Source organism: Kitasatospora sp. NPDC057198, assembly GCF_042670125.1.
Classification (GTDB): domain Bacteria; phylum Actinomycetota; class Actinomycetes; order Streptomycetales; family Streptomycetaceae; genus Kitasatospora.
The window spans coordinates 1-18,706 of sequence record NZ_JBHUWH010000120.1 but is presented as its reverse complement, the minus strand read 5'-3'; the positions used below and the strand labels follow the sequence as shown (position 1 = coordinate 18,706).

Sequence of the window (18,706 nt, the reverse complement as noted above, 5' to 3'; positions counted from 1 at the left end):
GATCGGGCGTTACGCAGCACGGACCCGCCGTTCCCCGGGCCCCTGACGGGGCCCATGCGCAGCACGGACCCGCCGTTCCCCGGGCCCCTGGTTTCGCGTCCCGCCGTTCTCAGGTGCGGGAAAAGCCGAAAGCCGACCACGGTCCCCCGGAGGGGTGTGGTCGGCTTTCGGGAAAGCAGGTGACCGGGTTACCGGTCTGCGCGTCAGCGCGAGACCTTACCGGCCTTGATGCACGAGGTGCAGACGTTGAGCCGCTTCGGCGTCCGCCCGATCACAGCGCGCACCGTCTGGATGTTGGGGTTCCAACGACGGGGGGTGCGGCGGTGCGAGTGGGAGATGCTGTTGCCGAAGCCCGGGCCCTTGCCGCAGACGTCACAGTTGGCAGCCACAGGAGTCACTCCAAGACTTCAGATCAGGTACTTGTCACTAGCCCGGGGTGCTCCAGGCAACCGGGAGAGCATACAACGGTGACTCCCGCTCAACGAAACTACCACGATCGCCGGGGTGATCGTTCCCCCGAGCTGGGCACGAGCCTGCGGCGGGCACCCTCGCGGGGGCCGATAACCTGCCAGCATCGCCCCTCGCCACCGCGTCCTGTCGTGTCCCGTGGCGTTCATCCGGAGGAGACCTGGTGCTGGACACCCTCGACGCCCCGGCCGTCCGCTCCTGGTGCCGGCTCGCGCTGGCGGCCCTCGGCCAGGCCCGCGAGGAGATCGACGCGCTGAACGTGTACCCGGTTCCGGACGGCGACACCGGGACGAACCTCTACCTGACGGTGGAGTCCGCCGCCGAGGCGCTGGACGCGGTGTTCGCCGCCGCCGAGGAGCCGGAGCTGGCGGCCGCCGCGGCCGCCGCCGCCCGCGGCGCGCTGATCGGGGCGCGCGGGAACTCGGGCGTGATCCTGGCGCAGTGGCTGCGCGGCCTGGCCGAGGTGCTGGCCGGCGGCGGCGAGCTGGCCGCCGCGCTGGAGCACGGGGCCCGCTCGGCGTACCTGGCCGTCGCCGAACCGGTGGAGGGCACCCTGCTGACGGTCGCCGCCGCCGCCGCGAAGGCGGCCCGCGGCGCGGACGGCCTGACCGGGCAGGCCCGGTCCGCCTACCGGGCGGCCCGGCAGGCGCTGCTGCTCACCCCCGACCAGCTCTCCGTGCTGGCCGAGGCGGGCGTGGTGGACGCGGGCGGCCGCGGCCTGGTCACGGTGCTGGGCGCGCTGGTGGACGCCGTCTCCGGGCAGCAGCCGATGGGCCCGGTCGCGCTGCGCCGCGAGGTCGACCCGCTGGTGGTGGACGGCTGCGAGAGCTACGAGCGGGCGCCCGGCTCCGGCCACCCCGCGTTCGAGGTGATCTACCTGCTGGAGGCCGAGGACGGGCAGCTGCCGGGGCTGCGCGAACGGCTCGGCCGGCTCGGCGACTCGCTGGTGATCGGCGGCGGCGACGGCCTGTGGAACGTGCACGTGCACGTGGACGACGCGGGCGCGGCCGTCGAGGCGGGCGTCGAGGCCGGGCGGCCGTACCGGATCAGGATCACCCACTTCGCCGAGGCCGCGGCCCGCGCCGGGGAGCGTGAGGAGACCGTCTCGCACGGGCGGGCGGTGCTCAGCGTGGTCACCGGCAGCGGGCTGGCGCAGCTGTGCGAGCAGGCCGGGTCGGTGGTGCTGGAGGCCGACCCGGACCGTCCGCCGGCCAGTGCCGAACTGGTCGCCGCCGTGCACCGCTGCGGGGCCCGCGAGGTGGTGCTGCTGCTGAACGACCCCGAGCTGCGCCCGGCCGCCGGCGCCGCCGCCGACCAGCTGCGCGAGGAGGGGGTGCGGATCGCCGTGCTGCCCACCCGCTCCCCGGTGCAGGGCCTGGCGGCGCTGGCCGTGCACGACGCCGGGCGGCGCTTCGACGAGGACGTGGTGGCGATGACCTCCGCGGCCGGCGCCACCCGGTACGCCGAACTGGCCGTCGCCGAGGGCGAGTCGTGGACGATGGCGGGCGTCTGCCAGGCCGGCGACGTGCTCGGCCTGATCGACGGCGACGTCGCGGTGATCGGCGCCGACCTCACCGAGACCGCGCTGACCGTGCTCGACCGGATGATCGCGGCCAGCGGCGAACTGGTCACCCTGGTGCTCGGCGAGGAGGCCCCCGACGACCTCGCCGACCGGCTGATCGCGCACGCCCGGCGCACCCGCCCCGAGGTCGACACCGTCGCCTACCGGGGCGGCCGGGAGGCCGTGCCGCTGCTCATCGGGGTGGAGTGAGCCGGGGCGTCACTTCCGTGGTGTGAAATGGGACGCCATGGGCGCTCTCGATGAACCGCTGAAGGAACTGGTCGGCGACCGCACCGCGAAGGTGCTGGCCGACGGTCTCAAGCTGCGCACGGTCGGCGACCTGCTGCACCACTACCCGCGCCGGTACGTCGAGCGCGGGCAGCTCACCAGCCTGGACGAGCTGGAGGTGGACGAGCACGTCACCGTGCTGGCCCGGATCGAGAAGGTCACCCTGATCCCGTTCCGCGGCCGCAAGGGCGACCGGCTGGAGGTGGTGGTCACCGACGGCCGCTCCCGGCTCTCGCTGGTCTTCTTCAACCAGGGCTGGCGGCAGAAGGAGCTGCGCCCCGGCCAGCAGGGCCTGTTCGCGGGCAAGGTCGGCCTGTTCAACCGCACCCGCCAACTCGCCTCGCCCGACTACCAGTTGATCGACGAGGAGGAGGGGTCCTCGGCGGCGGAGCAGTTCGCCGGCCGGCTCATCCCGGTCTACCCGGCCAGCGCCCAGATGCCCAGCTGGAAGCTCGCGCTGTGCGTCGGGATGGCCCTCACCAAGCACCTGTCCGACGTCGGCGAGCCGCTGCCCGCCGAACTGCGCGCCGAGCACGGCCTGATCCCGCTGCCCGAGGCGCTGGAGCTGATCCACCGCCCGCACGACCAGGCGGAGAAGGAGCGCGCCCAGAACCGGCTGCGCTGGGACGAGGCGTTCGTCCTCCAGGTGGCCCTGGCCCAGCGCCGGGCCGCCGACTCCGCGCTGCCCGCCGTCCCGCGCCGCCCCGTCCCCGGCGGCGTGCTGGACGCCTTCGACGAGCGGCTCCCGTTCACCCTCACCGACGGCCAGCGCAGGGTCTGCGCCGAGATCTTCGCCGACCTGGCCACCGAGCACCCGATGCACCGGCTGCTCCAGGGCGAGGTCGGCTCCGGCAAGACGCTGGTCGCGCTGCGCGCCATGCTCGCCGTGGTCGACACCGGCGGGCAGGCCGTGCTGCTCGCCCCCACCGAGGTGCTCGCCCAGCAGCACCACCGCTCGATCACCGAGATGATGGGGGACCTCGCCGAGGCCGGGATGATCGGCGGCTCCGAGATCGGCACCCGGGTCGCCCTGCTGACCGGCTCGATGGGCGCCGCCGCCCGCCGCGGCGCGCTGCTCGACATGGCCTCCGGCAAGGCCGGCATCGTGATCGGCACGCACGCCCTGATCGAGGACAAGGTGCAGTTCGCCGACCTCGGCCTGGTCGTCGTCGACGAGCAGCACCGCTTCGGCGTCGAGCAGCGCGACGCGCTGCGGGCCAAGGGCGAGCAGCCCCCGCACCTGCTGGTGATGACCGCGACGCCGATCCCGCGGACCGTCGCGATGACCGTCTTCGGAGACCTGGAGACCTCCGTCCTGGACCAGCTGCCGTCCGGCCGCTCGCCGATCTCCACCCACGTGGTGCCCGCGCTGGAGAAGCCCAACTTCCTCGTCCGGGCCTGGGAGCGGGTCCGCGAGGAGGTCGGCAAGGGCCACCAGGCGTACGTGGTCTGCCCGCGGATCGGGGACGAGGAGGAGCCGGCGAAGGGGAGGAGGAAGCGCGGGGACGAGCCCGAGGAGGTCGGTGCGGGGGCCGGCGCCGACGGCGAGGAGCGGCGGCCGCCGCTGGCCGTGGTGGAGACCGCCGAGCAGCTCGCGAAGGGCCCGCTGGCCGGGCTGCGGGTGGAGATCCTGCACGGCCGGCTCGCCCCGGAGGCCAAGGACGACGTGATGCGCCGCTTCGCCGCGGGCGAGGTGGACGTGCTGGTCGCCACCACCGTGATCGAGGTCGGCGTCAACGTGCCGAACTCCACCGTCATGGTGATCATGGACGCCGACCGGTTCGGCGTCTCCCAGCTGCACCAGCTGCGCGGCCGGGTCGGCCGCGGCTCCGCCGCCGGGCTGTGCCTGCTGGTCAGCGACATGCCCGCGGCCAGCGCCGCCCGGGCCCGGCTGGACGCGGTGGCCGGCACCCTGGACGGCTTCGCGCTCTCCCGGATCGACCTCGAACAGCGCCGCGAGGGCGACGTGCTCGGCCAGGCCCAGTCCGGCGTGAAGTCCTCGCTCAAGGTGCTCTCGGTGCTGGAGGACGAGGAGGTCATCGCCACCGCCCGCGCCGAGGCCACCCGGCTGGTCGCCGCCGACCCCGCGCTGGAGGCCCACCCCGAGCTGCGCACCGCCCTGGAGAGCCTGCTCGACGAGGACCGCGCGGAGTACCTGGAGAAGGGCTGAGGCGGGTCGTTCGGACACCTCGGTTGTCAGTGCCGCGCGAGAGGATGTAGTTGTCCGGGGCGCACTCCATGTCGCGTCCCCGGCGCGAGAATTGGGGGTCATTGCATGGCATTCCGTCACCTCAACGAGCTCCCGCTCGGCGACAAGGTCTTCCGGATCGAGGTCGCCAGCGAGGACGACCGCGAAGTCGCCCTCACCCTGACCGGCTGGCGCGAGGGGGACTCCGCCAACCCGGTCGCCTCCGGCAAGCTCCGCCTCCCGGTGGAGGACGTCGCCTCGCTGCGGATCGCGCTCAACCGCGCCCTGCGCGCGCTGGCCATCGTCGCCGACGTCTCCGAGCCGATCCCCGACCGGGACGTGCTCCGCGAGCTCTACCCCGGCCACGGCTCCCCCTGGGTGCCGCAGCACGAGGAGGAGCTGGTGCGCCGCTTCCACGACGGCGACACCGTCGCCCGGATCGCCGCCCGCTACGGCCGCACGCCCGACTCCGTCCGCACCAAGCTGCGCGAGCTCGGCCACGACCCGCGCCGCCCCGAGTACTGCCCGCCCGACGGCTGCCTGTCCTGGTCGCGCTACGCCTCGCCGACGCTGCTCGGCGCCGCGTCCAGCGAGTAGGCCCTGCTCGGAGGGCTGCGCAGCCCGGCCGCGGCCGCCGCGGTCGGCTATGGTCGGGCGCGCAGCCCCTCCCACCCGCAAAGGACCCAACGCCATGCCCCGCGTGATCGCCGGCCGTGCCGGAGGCCGCCCGCTCGCCGCGCCGCCCGGCCGGAACACCCGTCCGACGTCCGACAAGGCGCGGGAGGCGATGTTCTCCACCGTCGAGGCGCTGTTCGGGCCGATCGCCGGCGCCCGGATGCTCGACCTGTTCGCGGGCAGCGGCGCGGTCGGGCTGGAGGCGCTCTCCCGCGGGGCCGCGCACGCCCTGCTGGTGGAGGCCGACGCGGGCGCGGTGCGGACGGTGCGGGAGAACGTCCGCACGCTGGGCCTGCCCGGCGCCGAGGTGCGGGCGGAGAAGGCCGAGAAGGTGATCGCCGGGCCGCCCCCGGCCGAGCCGTACGACCTGGTGTTCCTGGATCCGCCGTACGCGGTGGAGGACGCCGTGCTGCGCGAGACGTTGGCCACACTCCGCTCGGGGGGCTGGCTGTCCGAGCACGTTCTCGTCACCGTGGAACGCAGCACCCGGGGCGGCGAGTTCGTCTGGCCGGACGGCTTCGAGGGGCTGCGTTCGCGCAAGTACGGCGAGGGCACGCTCTGGTACGGTCGCGCCGCCGACGGGGCTGACCAAGACTCGTAGCAGAACATCCCGCCCCACGAGGGAGCACACCGCATGCGCCGCGCCGTCTGTCCCGGGTCCTTCGACCCCATCACCAACGGACACCTCGACATCATCGAGCGGGCCTCCAAGCTGTACGACGTGGTGCACGTGGCGGTGCTGATCAACCGCAACAAGCAGGGCATGTTCTCCGTCGACGAGCGGATCGCCCTGATCGCGGAGACCACCGCCCACCTGGGCAACATCGAGGTGGAGTCGCACAGCGGCCTGCTGGTGGACTTCTGCCGCGAGCGCGGCATCCCGGCGATCATCAAGGGCCTGCGGGCGGCCGGCGACTTCGACTACGAACTGCAGATGGCCCAGATGAACCACGGGCTGACCGGCGTGGAGACGCTGTTCGTGCCGACCTCGCCGACGTACAGCTTCCTGTCCTCCAGCCTGGTCAAGGAGGTCGCCTCGCTCGGCGGCGACGTCTCCCACCTGCTGCCCGGCGTGGTGCACCGCCGGCTGGTCGAGCGGATCGCCGAACGCCGCAACTGACCCGGGCGTTGCGGGCGGCGGGGTGAGTGGCCGTACAGTCTGTACTCCCGGCCCCGGGGCCGCACCCAGCGGCCTTCGGGCACTGCCTCCGCCGCACCTCGGCGGCACACGGAAAGACTGAAGACGCCCGTGGACGTGCAGCAGAAACTCGACGAGATCATCGCCGTGGTCGAGAAGGCCAAGGCGATGCCGATGTCGTCGTCCTGCGTGGTCAACCGTGCCGAGCTGACCGGACTGCTCCGCGACCTGCGGGAGACGATGCCCGCCGAGCTCGCGCAGGCCCAGTCGGTGGTGGCCGACCACCAGCAGATGGTGGCCGACGCCCAGGCGCAGGCCGACCAGATCATCCGCGGCGCGCACGACGAGCGCGGCTCGCTGATCTCCGACACCGAGGTGGTCCGGCAGGCCCAGGCCGAGGCGGACCGGATCCTCGCCGAGGCGCGGGCCGAGGTGCACACCAAGCGGGCCGAGGCCGACGACTACGTCGACTCCAAGCTGGCCAACTTCGAGGTGGTGCTCACCAAGACGCTCGGCGCGGTCGGCCGCGGCCGGCACAAGCTGCGCGGCGAGTCCGGGGTGTACGAGCCGGAGGCGGACGGCGCCGACGACGGCGAGGAGTTCCGGCCCCGGACCAGCCCCAGCCCGGAGGCCGACGAGTACGTCGACGTGAAGCTGGCCACCCTGGAGGCGGTGCTCTCGGCCACCCTGGAGGCGGTCGGCAAGGGCCGCGACAAGCTGCTCGGCAAGGCCCCGATCGACGAGCTGGGCGCCTACCTGGCCGCCGCCGACGAGGCCCAGCAGCTCAAGGACCGCGCCGAGGCGGTGGCGGCCGGCTTCGGCGCCGAGGGCGAGCAGCAGAACTGGTACGCCGACGTCCCGCAGCAGCAGTCCTGGCCCGAGCAGACCCCGGCCGCGGCCGGCTGGCAGCAGCCCGGCGAGGACCCGTACGCCCAGCCGCAGGCCCCGCAGTACGCCGAGGTGTACGGCGGCGGCTACGACCCGGCCGCGGCCCCGCAGGCCGACCCGTACGGCCAGCCCTACGGGCAGCAGCAGCCGGTCGACCCGTACTACCAGCAGCCGCAGTACCAGCAGCCGCAGGGCTTCGACCAGTGGGGCAACCCGCTGCCCGCCGACCCGTACGGCTACCAGCAGCAGGTGCAGCAGCCCCAGCAGCAGGTGCAGCAGCAGGCGCAACTGCCCCAGCAGCAGGGCGGGCTGGACGAGACCAGCTTCTTCGACACCAGCATGATCGACATGACCAGGCTGCGGGAGCTGGGCGGCCGCTGAGGGGCGAGTTGGGTTCGGCGCGGACTCTCCGGTAGTCTGACCACTCCGGCCTGTTCGCGCCGGGTTCGCCGTGTGCCCGTCCGCCGGGCCGCCGCAGAAACCGAAACTCCGCGCCGCGCAGCGATGCGTGCCGCCGCCCAGGAAGTCAGGAAACCTTGAACCGCCTCGACCACCGCGACCCCCTCGTGTTCGACACGCACGAGCTCGGCCGTCGCCCCGGCTCGCTGCGCAAGGTCTCCCGCACCCTGGAGGCCCCCGCGGAGTTCGGCATCGCGGACGTGATCGGCGTCCCCGAGAAGAGCGAGATCGCGCTGGAGCTCCGCATGGAGTCCGTGGTCGAGGGCGTGCTGGTCACCGGCACCGCCGAGGCCCACGTCACCGGCGAGTGCTCGCGCTGCCTGGAGCCGGTGGAGGACGACCTGGAGGTCGACTTCCAGGAGCTCTACTACTACCCGGAGTCCGAGGAGCGTCACCGCGCCGTCGCGGGGGACGACTTCGACGAGGAGTCCGAGGACGAGACTTACCGCCTGGAGGGCGACCTGTTCGACCTCCAGCCGGTGCTGCGTGACGCGGTGGTGCTCGCACTGCCGCTGCAGCCGGTGTGCCAGGACGACTGCCTGGGTCTGTGCTCCGAGTGCGGGGCCCGCCTGAGCGACGACCCGGCGCACCACCACGACGCCGCCGACCCCCGGTGGGCGGCTCTGCAGGGACTCTCCGCCGCCCCCGGCGACGAGGGTGACGAGGAATAAGACACAGCGGTACCCGTGAGGGCCCCGCCGTAGAACCAGGAGATTTACCGTGGCTGTTCCGAAGCGGAAGATGTCGCGCAGCAACACGCGTCACCGCCGTTCCAACTGGAAGGCCGTCGTGCCCGCGCTCGTCGCGTGCGACCGCTGCCACGAGCCGAAGCTCGGGCACACCGCGTGCCCGACCTGCGGCACGTACAACCGTCGCCAGGTCCTCTCGGTCTGATCGGCGGGGTGCACGGATCGATGTCGGACAGTGGCAGTTCCACCCGCAAGCCGAACCCCGGGACCAACGGGGGCAAGGGCGGTGGGCCGGCTTCGACCGAATACGACGTCCTGGAAGGGCGCCTCGGGTACCCACTTGAGCGCGCCCTTCTGGTACGTGCCCTGACCCACCGCTCGTACGCGTACGAGAACGGCGGGCTGCCCACCAACGAGCGCCTGGAGTTCCTCGGCGACTCGGTGCTGGGCCTCGTGGTGACCGACACCCTCTACCGCCTCCACCCGGAGGTCGCCGAGGGCACGCTCGCCAAACTCCGCGCCGCGGTGGTCAACTCCCGCGCGCTCGCCGAGGTCGGCCGCGGCCTGGACCTCGGGGCCTTCATCCGCCTGGGCAAGGGCGAGGAGGGCACCGGCGGCCGCGACAAGTCGTCGATCCTCGCCGACACCGTCGAGGCCGTGATCGGCGCGACCTACCTCGACCAGGGCCTGGACGCGGCCACCGAGTTCGTCCACCGCCTGTTCGACCCGCTGATCGCGGAATCCGCGCAGCTCGGCGCCGGACTCGACTGGAAGACCAGCCTCCAGGAGCTCACCGCCTCCGTCGGCCTGGGCGTCCCCGAGTACGTGGTCACCGAATCCGGCCCGGACCACGAGAAGACCTTCACCGCCGCCGCCCGGGTGGCCGGCCAGGACCACGGCTCCGGCAGCGGGCGTTCGAAGAAGGAAGCCGAGCAGAAGGCCGCCGAGTCCGCCTGGCGCGCCATCAAGGCCGAGCAGGAGGCCGCGCGGCCCGCCGCCGCCGGCGAGTCCGCCGCGACGGTCTGAGCCGAGCGCCGTGCCCGAACTGCCCGAGGTCGAGGTCGTCCGCCGCGGTCTGGCCCGCTGGGCTGCCGGACGCACCGTCGCCGACGTCCAGGTGCTGCACCCGCGCGCCGTCCGCCGCCAGGCCGGCGGCGCCGACGAGTTCACCGCGCTGCTGCGCGGCCGCACCCTCGGCGAACCGCAGCGCCGCGGCAAGTACCTGTGGGTGCCGCTCGGAGACGGCCTCTCGATGATCGGCCACCTCGGCATGAGCGGCCAACTCCTCGTCCAGGCACCGGAAATGGCCGACTCCGTGCACCTGCGGGCCCGGCTCCGGTTCGCCGACGGCGGCACCGAGTTGCGCTTCGTCGACCAGCGCACCTTCGGCGGCCTGGCCGTCGAGGAGGCCGCGGCCGGCGACCCCGAGTCCACCCCGCTCTCGCTCGCCCACATCGCCCGCGACCCGCTCGACGCCCGCTTCGACGACGACGCCTTCGCCCGCGCCCTGCGCGCCAGGCGCACCACCGTCAAGCGCGCCCTGCTCGACCAGACCCTGGTCAGCGGCGTCGGCAACATCTACGCCGACGAGGCGCTCTGGCGCAGCCGCCTGCACTTCGACCGCCCCACCGCCACCCTGACCCGCCCCGCCGCGCTCGAACTGCTCGGCCACGCCCGGGACGTCATGACGGCGGCACTGGCCGTCGGCGGCACGAGCTTCGACTCGATGTACGTCAACGTCAACGGCGAGAGCGGCTACTTCTCCCGGGACCTCGACGCGTACGGCCGCGAGGGGCAGCCCTGCCGCCGCTGCGGCACCGCGATGCGCCGGGACGCCTGGATGAACCGCTCCAGCTACTCCTGCCCCAAGTGCCAGCGCCCGCCCCGGGCCTGAGCCGCCCGCGCGCTCAGCTCCAGGCGATCCGCTCCACCTCCTGCAGCCGGTGGGCGCCCAGGAAGTCCGGGTCGAGGGCGAGCAGCACCTGCGCCAGCTCCGCCGGGGCGGCACCGGCCCCGTCGTGGAGGCCGAAGCGCACCTCCAGGCGGCGCTCCAGCCAGCGGTCGACGAGCAGCGAGAGCCGCTCGTCCGGGTGCGCGGTCCACCGCTCCAGCCACGGGACGGGGGAGCCGGTCAGCGGGACGATCAGCTCCAGCGCCTCCACCGGGTGCCGCCGGGACGGCTCCCGCACGAACGCCTCCCACCAGGCCGACAGGAAGCGCTCCACGGCCGGGCGCTCGGGCCACCCGCCCCAGCCGGCCGCCAGCAGCCGGGAGGCGACCAGCGCCGGATCGGGCCCGGCGCCGTCCAGCGCGACGCGGCGCAGGACGCGCGGGGCCAGCCGGCGGTAGAGGCCGGGGAAGTCGCCCCAGTGGTCGGGCACCTCGGTGGCCACCGCGTCCACCAGCCGGTCGGGCACCCCGGCGACCGGGCCGGCCAGCAGCGCGAGGTCGGCGGCGGCGTAGCAGTACGCGCAGCCGTCGACGGCGACGGGCCGGGCGGCGTGCGGGGCGAAGACGGCGTCCAGGTGGTCGAGCGCGTCGAGCAGTTCGGTCATGGCGGCCTGCCGGGGGTGACCTCACCCGGCGGCCGGGGAGGGGACGACGCTAGCAGCCGGAGCCGCGCACCGTCAGTTCGATTTCCCGGCGGTCGCCCTCTCCTCCTCGGCGGCCGCGTGCAGCGCCCCGCCCTCCTCGCCGAAGTAGGCCACGCCGACGGCGCTGGCCACCGCCAGCACGAAACCGAGGACGGCCAGCCAGCCCAGGCCGTCCCGGGAGGAGTCGCCGAGCCAGAGCACGCCCACCGCGCCCGGGACGACCGTCTCGCCGACCACCAGGGCGGCGGTCGCGCCGTTCACCGAGCCGATCTGCAGGGCCACCGTGTGCAGGTACATCCCGCCCAGGCCGCCCACCAGCACGGCGTACAGCGCCGGGTCGGCGAGCAGCGCGCCCAGGTCGAACGGCTGCACGCCGTCCAGGACCCGCACGCCGATGCCCAGCGCGCCGAAGCCCAGGCCGGAGAGCAGGCCCGCCACGATCGCCCCGCCCGACCCGAGCCGGCGCACCACCAGCGAGCCGCCCGCGATCAGCACCGCGGAGCCGATCAGCAGCGCCCAGTGGAAGGAGCGGGCCGCCTCGTGCCCGCCCTCCGGGCCCGCCGCCACCGCGAGCAGCACCAGCGCGCCGCACAGGATCCCGATCGACAGCCACTCCAACTGGCGCAGCCGCAGGCCCAGCAGCTTCACCGAGAGCACCGCGGTGATCACCAGGTTGGCGCTGATGATGGTCTGCGACAGGAACAGCGGCAGCAGTCGGGCGGCCAGCGCGCCCAGGCCGAAGCCGACGAAGTCCAGCACCGTGCCGAGGATGAACTCCCAGGTGACGGCGGCCTTCGCGGTCGAGGCCAGGCTCGGCCCGCCGTGCTCGGTGACGGTGCCGGCCGCCGCCTCCTGCCGGGCCGAGCGGCGGGCGCCGAGGGCCTGCAGCACCGATCCGGTGCCGTAGCAGGCGGACGCCGCGACGGCGGTGACGAGGCCGAGGATCACCGGGGGGCTCCTGTCGGGACGGGCCGGGTGGCGCGGAAGGCCGGGCGGCGCGGAACGCCGGGCGGCCTGGAGGGCCGGGTGGCGCGGAAGATCGTCACCACTATGCCCGCTCCGGCGCCCCGACCGGGACGCCCGGGGCCAACTCCGGCCGGTCGGCGGGGGTTCCGGCGGCCCGTCTCGCCCTGGAGTAGGGGGTGGCACCCGGGGGAGGCGCCCGGTCGGAGGAGAGCGTGTCGCCGGGCGGTGGACCGGTACGGTCGGGGCATGAGAACCCTGCTCCGCGGCTCCCGCACCACCGGGCCCGCCGCCGTCCTGGCGGCGCTGCTCGGCCTGCTGATGGTGCTCGGGCTGTCCGCGCCCGCGTCGGCGTCCGGCCTGAACGACGCGGCCGACGCCATGAAGAGGGTCCAGCTCTACGTCGACCCGTCGATGAGCGGCCGCTTCTCCCCGGAGCAGGCGGACGCGCTGGCGAAGAAGCTCAAGGACGTCGACAAGCCGATCTACGTCGCGGTGCTGCCCGACAGCCCCGCCTACCCCACGGAGAACCTGTTCGTCGACCTGCGCACCAAGGTCGGCGCCGCCGGCGTCTACGCGATCTGGCGCGGCGACCGGTTCCAGGCCCAGTCCTCCGGCCCCGAGGTGCTGGACCAGGCCACGGCCCGGAACCTGGCCGGAGCCGCGTACCGCTCCAACGGCGGGAACATCGGCGCCACCCTGAACGAGTTCGTCGACGGGGCCGCGAAGAAGGCCAGGGGCGACGGCCCGCAGCACAGCACCTCGATCGCCTGGGTGCTCGTCCCGGTGCTGCTGGTCGTGCTGCTCGGCGCGGGCGCCCTCCTGCTGGTGCGCCGCGCCAGGAGGCGCCGGGAGGAGCAGGCCCGGACCGAACTCGCCCAGCTGCGCACCGTGGTGGACGAGGACATCACCGCGTTCGGCGAGGAACTCGACCGGCTCGACTTCGACCCCGGCGCCCCCGGCGCGGACGACGCGCAGCGCGCCGACTACACCGCCGCGCTGGACGCCTACGACCGCGCCAAGCGGACCATGGACGGGGCGGAGCGGCCCGCGGACGTCCGCCCGGTGACCGAGTCGCTGGAGCAGGGCCGGTTCGCCCTGGCCACCCTGGCCGCCCGCCGGGAGGACCGCCCGCTGCCCGAGCGCCGCGTCCCGTGCTTCTTCGACCCGCGGCACGGCCCATCCACCGCCGACGTGCAGTGGGCCCCGCCCGGTGGCGCCCCGCGCTCCGTCCCGGCCTGCGCCGCCGACGCGGCCCGGGTCGCCGACGGCCGGGACCCGGACATCCGCACCGTGCAGACCGGGCACGGCCACCAGCCGTACTGGGACGCCGGCCCCGCCTACAGCCCCTGGGCCGGCGGCTACTTCGGCGGCGGCCTGCTGCCCGGCCTGCTGGTCGGCACCGTGCTCGGCTCGGCGCTCGCCACCCCCGGCTACGCCTACGCGGACGACCACGGCCAGGACGGCGACCACGACGGCGACCACGACGGCGGCGAGTACCCGGGCGACGACTTCGACCCCGATGGCGGCGGTGGCTTCGACGGCGGCGGCAGCGACTTCGGCGGGGACGACTTCGGCGGCTTCGGCGGGGACGACTTCGGCGGTTTCGGGGGCTGACCCGCCGCCCGCTCACCTGCTCACCCGCTCGCCCGCTCACCCGCCCGACGGCCCCCGGCCCCCGTCCCCGGACGGCACGGGGGCCGTCCGCACCTCCGCGCCCGGGTCGGCCGCGGCGGCGACCGGCTCCCGGCGGCCCAGCAGCGCCAGCGCCACCGCGCCGGACGCCAGCTGCCAGAGCGCGCCCCAGCCCAGCACCGTCCGCGCCCCGACCGCCGCCGCCAGCGGACCGGCCAGCGCCAGCCCCACCGGTCCGAACGCGAACGCCCCCAGCGTCACGTACGCGCCGACCCGGCCCAGCGCCTGCGGCGGGACGTGGCGCTGCACCAACGTGGCGAACAGCGAGCCGGAGACGATCGAGACCACCCCCGCCCCGGCCGCCGCCGCCATCACCAGCGGCAGCGACCCGCCGAGCGCCAGCGCCCCCGAGGGCAGCCCCCACCCCGCCGTCACCGCCAGCACGGTGCGCAGCGGCCGGCCCGGCCGCCGCCCCAGCAGCACCAGCCCGCCCAGCACCGCGCCCGCCCCGTACGCGCCCATCACCGCGCCCCAGCCGCCCGCCCCGCCCAGGTGCTCGCGGGCCAGCACCGGGCCGAGCACCAGGAACGGCGCCCACACCAGCAGGTTGAACAGGCAGCCCTGCAGCACGCCCGCCCACAGCCACCGCCGGGAGCGGAACTCGCCCCAGCCGTCCCGGAGTTCGGCCAGCAGTCCGGGCCCGGCGCCGCCGCCCGCGCCGTCCGGGGCGGCCGGGGCGGCCGGGGCGGCCGGGACGCGCAGCGGGGCCAGCGCCGCCAGGCCCGCCGCGTACGAGGCGGCGTCGAGCAGCAGCACCCAGCCCGGCCCGGCGGTGGCGGTCAGCAGCCCGGCCAGGGCCGGCCCGGCCACCGCGGCGCCGTTGCGGGCGATGCCCAGCAGCGCGTTGGCGTCGGCCAGTTCGGCGGCCGGGACGAGCCGCGGCAGCAGCGCGTCCAGCGCGGGCAGGAACACCGCCTCGCCCAGCCCCCACAGCACCATCAGCGCGGCCAGCGCCCCCACCGTGCCGTGCCCGGCGAACAGCAGCGCCGCGCAGGCGGCCTGGGTCGCGCAACGCAGGGCGTCCGAGCCGAGCATGGTGCGGCGCGGCCCGAGCCGGTCGGCGGCCGCCCCGCCGAGCACCAGCAGCAGCACGACCGGCACGATCCGGGCCGCCATCACCACGCCGAGCCCGGAGCCGCCGCCCCCGCCGTCCAGCACCGCGAAGGCCACCGCGACGGAGGCCGTCGAGGAGCCGAACAGCGAGACGGCGTACCCGGTGAAGAAGAGGCGGAAGGGCCGCCCGCGCAGGACGGCGAGCCGCCGTGGAGTCGGTTTCACGACCGGCAGGCTGCCCCGCCGCCGGGCCGCTCGGCAAGGGGTTGCGCCGGAAAACCTGAGCGGATCGGCATCAATTTTGGCGAGGTCGGGGACAGCCGCAGTAAATCCTGAATTTACCGCAGTGGGGGCGGGTGTTGACGCTTCTCCACGAGGGATATTTACTGCGGAGATGACACCTGTCGAGTTCGCCGTCGCGGCCGAGCACTACCTGGCGGGGGCCCCGCTCGCGGACGGCTCCCGCCGGGTCTACCGGATCGCCCTGCACACCTGGGCCTGGCTGCTGGTCGGCCGCACCCCGCCGTCCGGCCCCGAGCGGCGGCGGGCCGTCCCGCCGGTGCTGCCGCTCACCCTGCTGGACGGGCCCGGCGCGCCGGAGCGGGTCGCCGCCGCCTTCGCCGCCCGCGCCGCGGCGGTCGGCCCGCGCACCGCGAACCGCGAACTGTCCGCGCTGCGGGCCGCGCTGCGCTGGTGGTGCGCCCGGGGCTGGCTGGCCGCCGACCCGGCCGAGGGGCTGCGCCCGCTCCCGACCGCCCCCGCCGACCCGGCCGGGAGCCTCGGCGAGGAGCGGCTGCGGGCCGTCCTCGCGCTGCGGGTGCCGCTGCGCGAGAAGGTGCTGTGGCACCTCGTCCGGGAGACCGGCGCCCCGATCGAACGGCTGCTGGCGCTGGACGTGGACCGGCTCGACCTGCCGAACCGGCAGGCCCGCACCGCCCCCGGGGAGCGCCCGCTGCGCTGGCGCGGCGGCACCGCCCGGCTGCTGCCGCTGCTGGTGGCCGGGCGCACCGCGGGCCCGCTCTTCCTCACCGGCCGCCGCGCCCCGGCCGGCACCCCGGAGCGCGACCGCTGCCCGCTCACCGGCCGCGGCCGGCTCTCCTACCGGCGGGCGGCCGAGCTGTTCGCCGCCGCCACCGCCCCGCTGGACCCGGCCGGCCGGGGCTGGACGCTGCACGCGCTGGCGGAGCACCACCGCTGAGCGGCGGCCACCGCCGAGCGGCGGGCCCGTGCGGTCGGCCGGTGCGGCGGGCCCGAGCGGTGGGCCCGTGCGGTGGTGGGGAGGGTCGGTGGAAGGGGCGTGAAGCCCGTTCCGGGCGCCCCCGAAGTGCCCGACTATGGTCGGACACATGCAAGGTCACGACAGCCACCGGTCCGTCCGCGCCACCATCTGGGTGCGCGGCCGCGTCCAGCAGGTGGGGTTCCGCTGGTGGACCAGGGCCAGGGCCCTGGAGATCGGGCTGACGGGCTACACGAGCAACCTCGGGGACGGCCGCGTCCAGGTGGTCGCCGAGGGGGCGCGCGCCGACTGCGAGCGGCTGCTCGCCGCGCTGCGCGGGCCCGGAACGCCTGGTCAGGTCAGTGGGGTCACCGAGATCTGGACCGCCGTGGGCGACGGGTACCAGGGCTTCGCGATCCGATGAGCACACCGCAGTTGCCGGCGGGAGGAGAGCCCCCGGCAACTGCCGGTGTCATGGGGTTGCCATCGCGGCGCACTCGTGGTTGACTCCGCAGACGTAGTGATCCACTAGCCCGGCCGATGGTGTGAGGTTCCCGCCATGCAGGTGACAGGGGCGCGGTAGCGTGCGGTGATCGTGTTGACCCGTACGGTCTTTGGTGAGACGCTGGAAACCCGCGCACAGGTTTGCGTTTAACCGGCGGGGCCACGCCTGTGAGTGTGCCACTCACCAGCGGATGCCCCCGTAGTGCCCAGCCAGCACGTCCGGCGCGCAGGCGCGTGCGTATCCCTTCCCCCAAAGACCCACCGTACACGGTTCGGTCACTCAGCGTGGAGGACCACACATCATGGCAAAGGCGCTTCTCGGGTACGTCGGCGGCCCCGACCCGCGAATGCTCTCCGAGATGCGACGGCTGCAGCAGCGCGTCCAGGACCTGGAGAACGAGCTCGTGAAGCTCCAGGCCGAGAACGACGCCCTGTCCGCCGTCGCCGACGAGCACTCGCTGCTCAGCAGCATCGACCTGGACCAGCGCGAGCCGGCCCTGACCTGATCGTTCGTGGTCCTCACGATCGACGCAGTCGTGCACTGAGCTCCCCGGCGAGGGGATGACAGCCTGCGAGGGACGTCCGCTGCGGACGTCCCTTCGTCGTGCCCGCGCCGGTTCGAGCCGGTCCGCTGCCGAGAGGCTGCCCGACCCGCCGCACGGCCAAACCCCCGCCTGGAGCTCCGTCGGCGACCCGGCCGGATACAGTCGCAGGCGGTGGGCCGTCCCCGAGGGGGCGGCGGGTGCGACGGGCCGCGGCGCGGCGGTTCGCGGCGCGGCGAGGAGGACGGTCGGGTGCACCTCAAGAGCCTGACCCTGCGCGGGTTCAAGTCCTTCGCCTCGGCGACCACCCTGCGCTTCGAACCCGGCATCACCTGCGTGGTCGGCCCCAACGGCTCCGGCAAGTCCAACGTCGTCGACGCGCTCTCCTGGGTGATGGGCGAACAGGGCGCCAAGTCGCTGCGCGGCGGCAAGATGGAGGACGTCATCTTCGCCGGCACCAGCGGCCGCCCGCCGCTCGGCCGCGCCGAGGTCAGCCTCACCATCGACAACACCGACGGCGCCCTGCCGATCGACTACTCCGAAGTCACCATCACCCGGACGATGTTCCGCAACGGCGGCAGCGAGTACGCGCTCAACGGCACCGTCTGCCGGCTGCTCGACATCCAGGAACTGCTCTCCGACTCCGGCATCGGCCGTGAGATGCACGTCATCGTCGGCCAGGGCCGGCTCGACTCCGTGCTGCACGCCGACCCGGCGGGGCGGCGCGCCTTCATCGAGGAGGCGGCCGGCGTCCTCAAGCACCGCAAGCGCAAGGAGAAGGCGCTGCGGAAGCTCGACGCGATGCAGACCAACCTCAACCGCGTCCAGGACCTCGTCGCCGAACTGCGCCGCCAGCTCGGCCCGTTGGGCCGCCAGGCGAAGATCGCCCGGCGGGCCGCCGGTATCCAGGCCGAACTGCGCGACGCCCGGCTGCGGCTGCTCGCCGACGACCTGCTCACCCTGCGCCGCGCCGTCGAGGCCGAGGTCGCCGACGAACTCGCCCTGAAGCTCCGCCGCACCACCGTCGAACAGGAACTCGCCGCCGCCGTCCAGCGCGAAGCCGTCCTGGAGGCCCAGGTCGGACAGCTCGGGCCCGCCCTGGAGGCCGCCCGGCAGACCTGGTACCGGCTCTCCTCGCTCGCCGAGCGCACCCGCGGCACCATCGGCCTCGCCGAGGCCCGGGTGCGGGCCGCCGCCACCGCCGGGCAGCTGGAGGAGCGCCGCGGCCGCGACCCGGAGGACCTCGAACGCGAGGCCGCCCGCGTCCGCGAGGAGGAGGCCGCCCTCGAAGAGGCCCTGGAACAGGCCCGGTACGCGCTGGCCGAGGCCGTCGAGGAGCGCGGCGACCTCGAACGCGCCCTCGCCGGGGAGGAGACCCGGCTGCGGGCCGCCGCCCGCGCCATCGCCGACCGCCGCGAAGGACTCGCCCGGCTGCAGGGCTCCGCCGCCGCCGCCCGCTCCCGGGCCGCCGCCGCCGAGGCCGAGGCGCAGCGGCTCGCCACCGCCCACGACGAGGCCCGGCTGCGGGCCGCCGCCGCCCAGCAGGAGTACGGCGAACTCCTGGAACGCAACCAGGAGTTCACCGCGGGGGAGGAGCAGGGCGAGGAACTCCACGAGCAGGCCCGGGGCGCGCTGAGGGACGCCGAACGGGCCCTCTCGGCGGCCCGCGAGGCGCTCGCCGCCGCCGAGAAGGAACGCGCCGCGCTCACCGCCCGGCACGACGCGCTCGCCCTCGGCCTGCGCCGCAAGGACGGCAGCGCCGCCCTGCTCGACCTCCCCGGCGAG

19 protein-coding genes are annotated in these 18,706 nt (G+C 74.9%); 15 read left to right on the top strand and 4 right to left on the bottom strand.

The genetic code is table 11. The features are described from left to right. Positions 1-203: 203 nt before the first annotated feature. The gene (gene rpmB / locus ACFUEL_RS16255) at positions 204-389 is read right to left on the bottom strand and encodes a 50S ribosomal protein L28 (protein ID WP_014138233.1); all 186 of its coding nucleotides are present in this window, start codon (positions 387-389) and stop codon (positions 204-206) included. A 242-nt stretch (positions 390-631) separates the two neighbouring features. Between rpmB and ACFUEL_RS16250 the strand changes: the two genes are divergently transcribed. The 10 genes from ACFUEL_RS16250 to mutM all read left to right on the top strand — a co-directional run bounded on the left by ACFUEL_RS16250 (position 632) and on the right by mutM (position 10,248). Beyond that, entirely contained in the window at positions 632-2,239 is a 1,608-nt protein-coding gene (locus tag ACFUEL_RS16250) for a DAK2 domain-containing protein (RefSeq protein WP_380236897.1), read from the top strand. A 37-nt stretch (positions 2,240-2,276) separates the two neighbouring features. Further along, a complete protein-coding gene (gene recG, locus ACFUEL_RS16245; RefSeq protein ID WP_380236896.1) occupies positions 2,277-4,487 on the top strand; it encodes an ATP-dependent DNA helicase RecG in 2,211 nt (736 codons plus the stop codon). A 105-nt stretch (positions 4,488-4,592) separates the two neighbouring features. After that, on the top strand, positions 4,593-5,102 hold the full coding sequence (locus ACFUEL_RS16240; RefSeq protein ID WP_176190156.1) for a hypothetical protein: 510 nt from the start codon (positions 4,593-4,595) through the stop codon (positions 5,100-5,102). Between the two features lie 94 nt (positions 5,103-5,196). Next, the gene (gene rsmD / locus ACFUEL_RS16235; protein ID WP_380236895.1) at positions 5,197-5,781 is read left to right on the top strand and encodes a 16S rRNA (guanine(966)-N(2))-methyltransferase RsmD; all 585 of its coding nucleotides are present in this window, start codon (positions 5,197-5,199) and stop codon (positions 5,779-5,781) included. 33 nt (positions 5,782-5,814) lie between these two features. Next, the gene (coaD, locus tag ACFUEL_RS16230; RefSeq protein WP_380236894.1) at positions 5,815-6,300 is read left to right on the top strand and encodes a pantetheine-phosphate adenylyltransferase; all 486 of its coding nucleotides are present in this window, start codon (positions 5,815-5,817) and stop codon (positions 6,298-6,300) included. Between the two features lie 129 nt (positions 6,301-6,429). Beyond that, positions 6,430-7,587, top strand: coding sequence for an ATP synthase F0 subunit B (locus ACFUEL_RS16225; protein WP_380236892.1), 1,158 nt, complete (start codon positions 6,430-6,432; stop codon positions 7,585-7,587). Positions 7,588-7,742: 155 nt separating this feature from the next. Next, positions 7,743-8,336, top strand: coding sequence for a YceD family protein (locus ACFUEL_RS16220; RefSeq protein ID WP_380236891.1), 594 nt, complete (start codon positions 7,743-7,745; stop codon positions 8,334-8,336). Between the two features lie 49 nt (positions 8,337-8,385). Then, positions 8,386-8,559, top strand: coding sequence for a 50S ribosomal protein L32 (gene rpmF, locus ACFUEL_RS16215; protein WP_033252700.1), 174 nt, complete (start codon positions 8,386-8,388; stop codon positions 8,557-8,559). Positions 8,560-8,579: 20 nt separating this feature from the next. Next, a complete protein-coding gene (rnc, locus tag ACFUEL_RS16210) occupies positions 8,580-9,380 on the top strand; it encodes a ribonuclease III (protein WP_380236890.1) in 801 nt (266 codons plus the stop codon). 10 nt (positions 9,381-9,390) lie between these two features. After that, the gene (gene mutM / locus ACFUEL_RS16205) at positions 9,391-10,248 is read left to right on the top strand and encodes a bifunctional DNA-formamidopyrimidine glycosylase/DNA-(apurinic or apyrimidinic site) lyase (RefSeq protein ID WP_380236889.1); all 858 of its coding nucleotides are present in this window, start codon (positions 9,391-9,393) and stop codon (positions 10,246-10,248) included. A 13-nt stretch (positions 10,249-10,261) separates the two neighbouring features. Here mutM and ACFUEL_RS16200 read toward each other — a convergent pair whose 3' ends face one another. Then, a complete protein-coding gene (locus ACFUEL_RS16200; protein ID WP_380236888.1) occupies positions 10,262-10,909 on the bottom strand; it encodes a hypothetical protein in 648 nt (215 codons plus the stop codon). Between the two features lie 72 nt (positions 10,910-10,981). Further along, on the bottom strand, positions 10,982-11,896 hold the full coding sequence (locus ACFUEL_RS16195) for a hypothetical protein (RefSeq protein WP_380236887.1): 915 nt from the start codon (positions 11,894-11,896) through the stop codon (positions 10,982-10,984). Positions 11,897-12,160: 264 nt separating this feature from the next. Here ACFUEL_RS16195 and ACFUEL_RS16190 point away from each other — a divergent pair, with 264 nt between their 5' ends. Beyond that, positions 12,161-13,528, top strand: a complete 1,368-nt coding sequence (locus ACFUEL_RS16190; protein WP_380236886.1) for a hypothetical protein — start codon at positions 12,161-12,163, stop codon at positions 13,526-13,528. Positions 13,529-13,564: 36 nt separating this feature from the next. On the opposite strand, the gene ACFUEL_RS16185 is transcribed toward ACFUEL_RS16190, so the two are convergent. Next, positions 13,565-14,884 (bottom strand): MFS transporter, encoded by a 1,320-nt coding sequence (locus ACFUEL_RS16185; protein ID WP_380236885.1) that lies wholly within the window; start codon positions 14,882-14,884, stop codon positions 13,565-13,567. 169 nt (positions 14,885-15,053) lie between these two features. Here ACFUEL_RS16185 and ACFUEL_RS16180 point away from each other — a divergent pair, with 169 nt between their 5' ends. The 4 genes from ACFUEL_RS16180 to ACFUEL_RS16165 form a co-directional block, all read left to right on the top strand. Next, entirely contained in the window at positions 15,054-15,857 is an 804-nt protein-coding gene (locus tag ACFUEL_RS16180) for a hypothetical protein (protein ID WP_380236884.1), read from the top strand. A 148-nt stretch (positions 15,858-16,005) separates the two neighbouring features. Then, on the top strand, positions 16,006-16,299 hold the full coding sequence (locus tag ACFUEL_RS16175; RefSeq protein ID WP_380236883.1) for an acylphosphatase: 294 nt from the start codon (positions 16,006-16,008) through the stop codon (positions 16,297-16,299). A gap of 382 nt (positions 16,300-16,681) precedes the next feature. Continuing rightward, positions 16,682-16,885: a hypothetical protein gene (locus ACFUEL_RS16170; RefSeq protein WP_030458828.1), complete on the top strand. Its 204-nt coding sequence runs from the start codon at positions 16,682-16,684 to the stop codon at positions 16,883-16,885. A gap of 288 nt (positions 16,886-17,173) precedes the next feature. Then, positions 17,174-18,706 (top strand): chromosome segregation SMC family protein (locus ACFUEL_RS16165; RefSeq protein WP_380236882.1); only part of this gene is annotated, 1,533 nt, incomplete at its 3' end.

Coding starts and splice junctions, on each gene's coding strand:
- ACFUEL_RS16240 (WP_176190156.1), top strand. CDS start 4,593: ATGGCATTCCGTCACCTCAACGAGCTCCCGCTCGGCGACAAGGTCTTC.
- coaD (WP_380236894.1), top strand. CDS start 5,815: ATGCGCCGCGCCGTCTGTCCCGGGTCCTTCGACCCCATCACCAACGGA.
- recG (WP_380236896.1), top strand. CDS start 2,277: ATGGGCGCTCTCGATGAACCGCTGAAGGAACTGGTCGGCGACCGCACC.
- rsmD (WP_380236895.1), top strand. CDS start 5,197: ATGCCCCGCGTGATCGCCGGCCGTGCCGGAGGCCGCCCGCTCGCCGCG.
- ACFUEL_RS16180 (WP_380236884.1), top strand. CDS start 15,054: ATGACACCTGTCGAGTTCGCCGTCGCGGCCGAGCACTACCTGGCGGGG.
- ACFUEL_RS16175 (WP_380236883.1), top strand. CDS start 16,006: ATGCAAGGTCACGACAGCCACCGGTCCGTCCGCGCCACCATCTGGGTG.
- ACFUEL_RS16200 (WP_380236888.1), bottom strand. CDS start 10,909: ATGACCGAACTGCTCGACGCGCTCGACCACCTGGACGCCGTCTTCGCC.
- rnc (WP_380236890.1), top strand. CDS start 8,580: ATGTCGGACAGTGGCAGTTCCACCCGCAAGCCGAACCCCGGGACCAAC.
- ACFUEL_RS16170 (WP_030458828.1), top strand. CDS start 16,682: ATGGCAAAGGCGCTTCTCGGGTACGTCGGCGGCCCCGACCCGCGAATG.
- ACFUEL_RS16190 (WP_380236886.1), top strand. CDS start 12,161: ATGAGAACCCTGCTCCGCGGCTCCCGCACCACCGGGCCCGCCGCCGTC.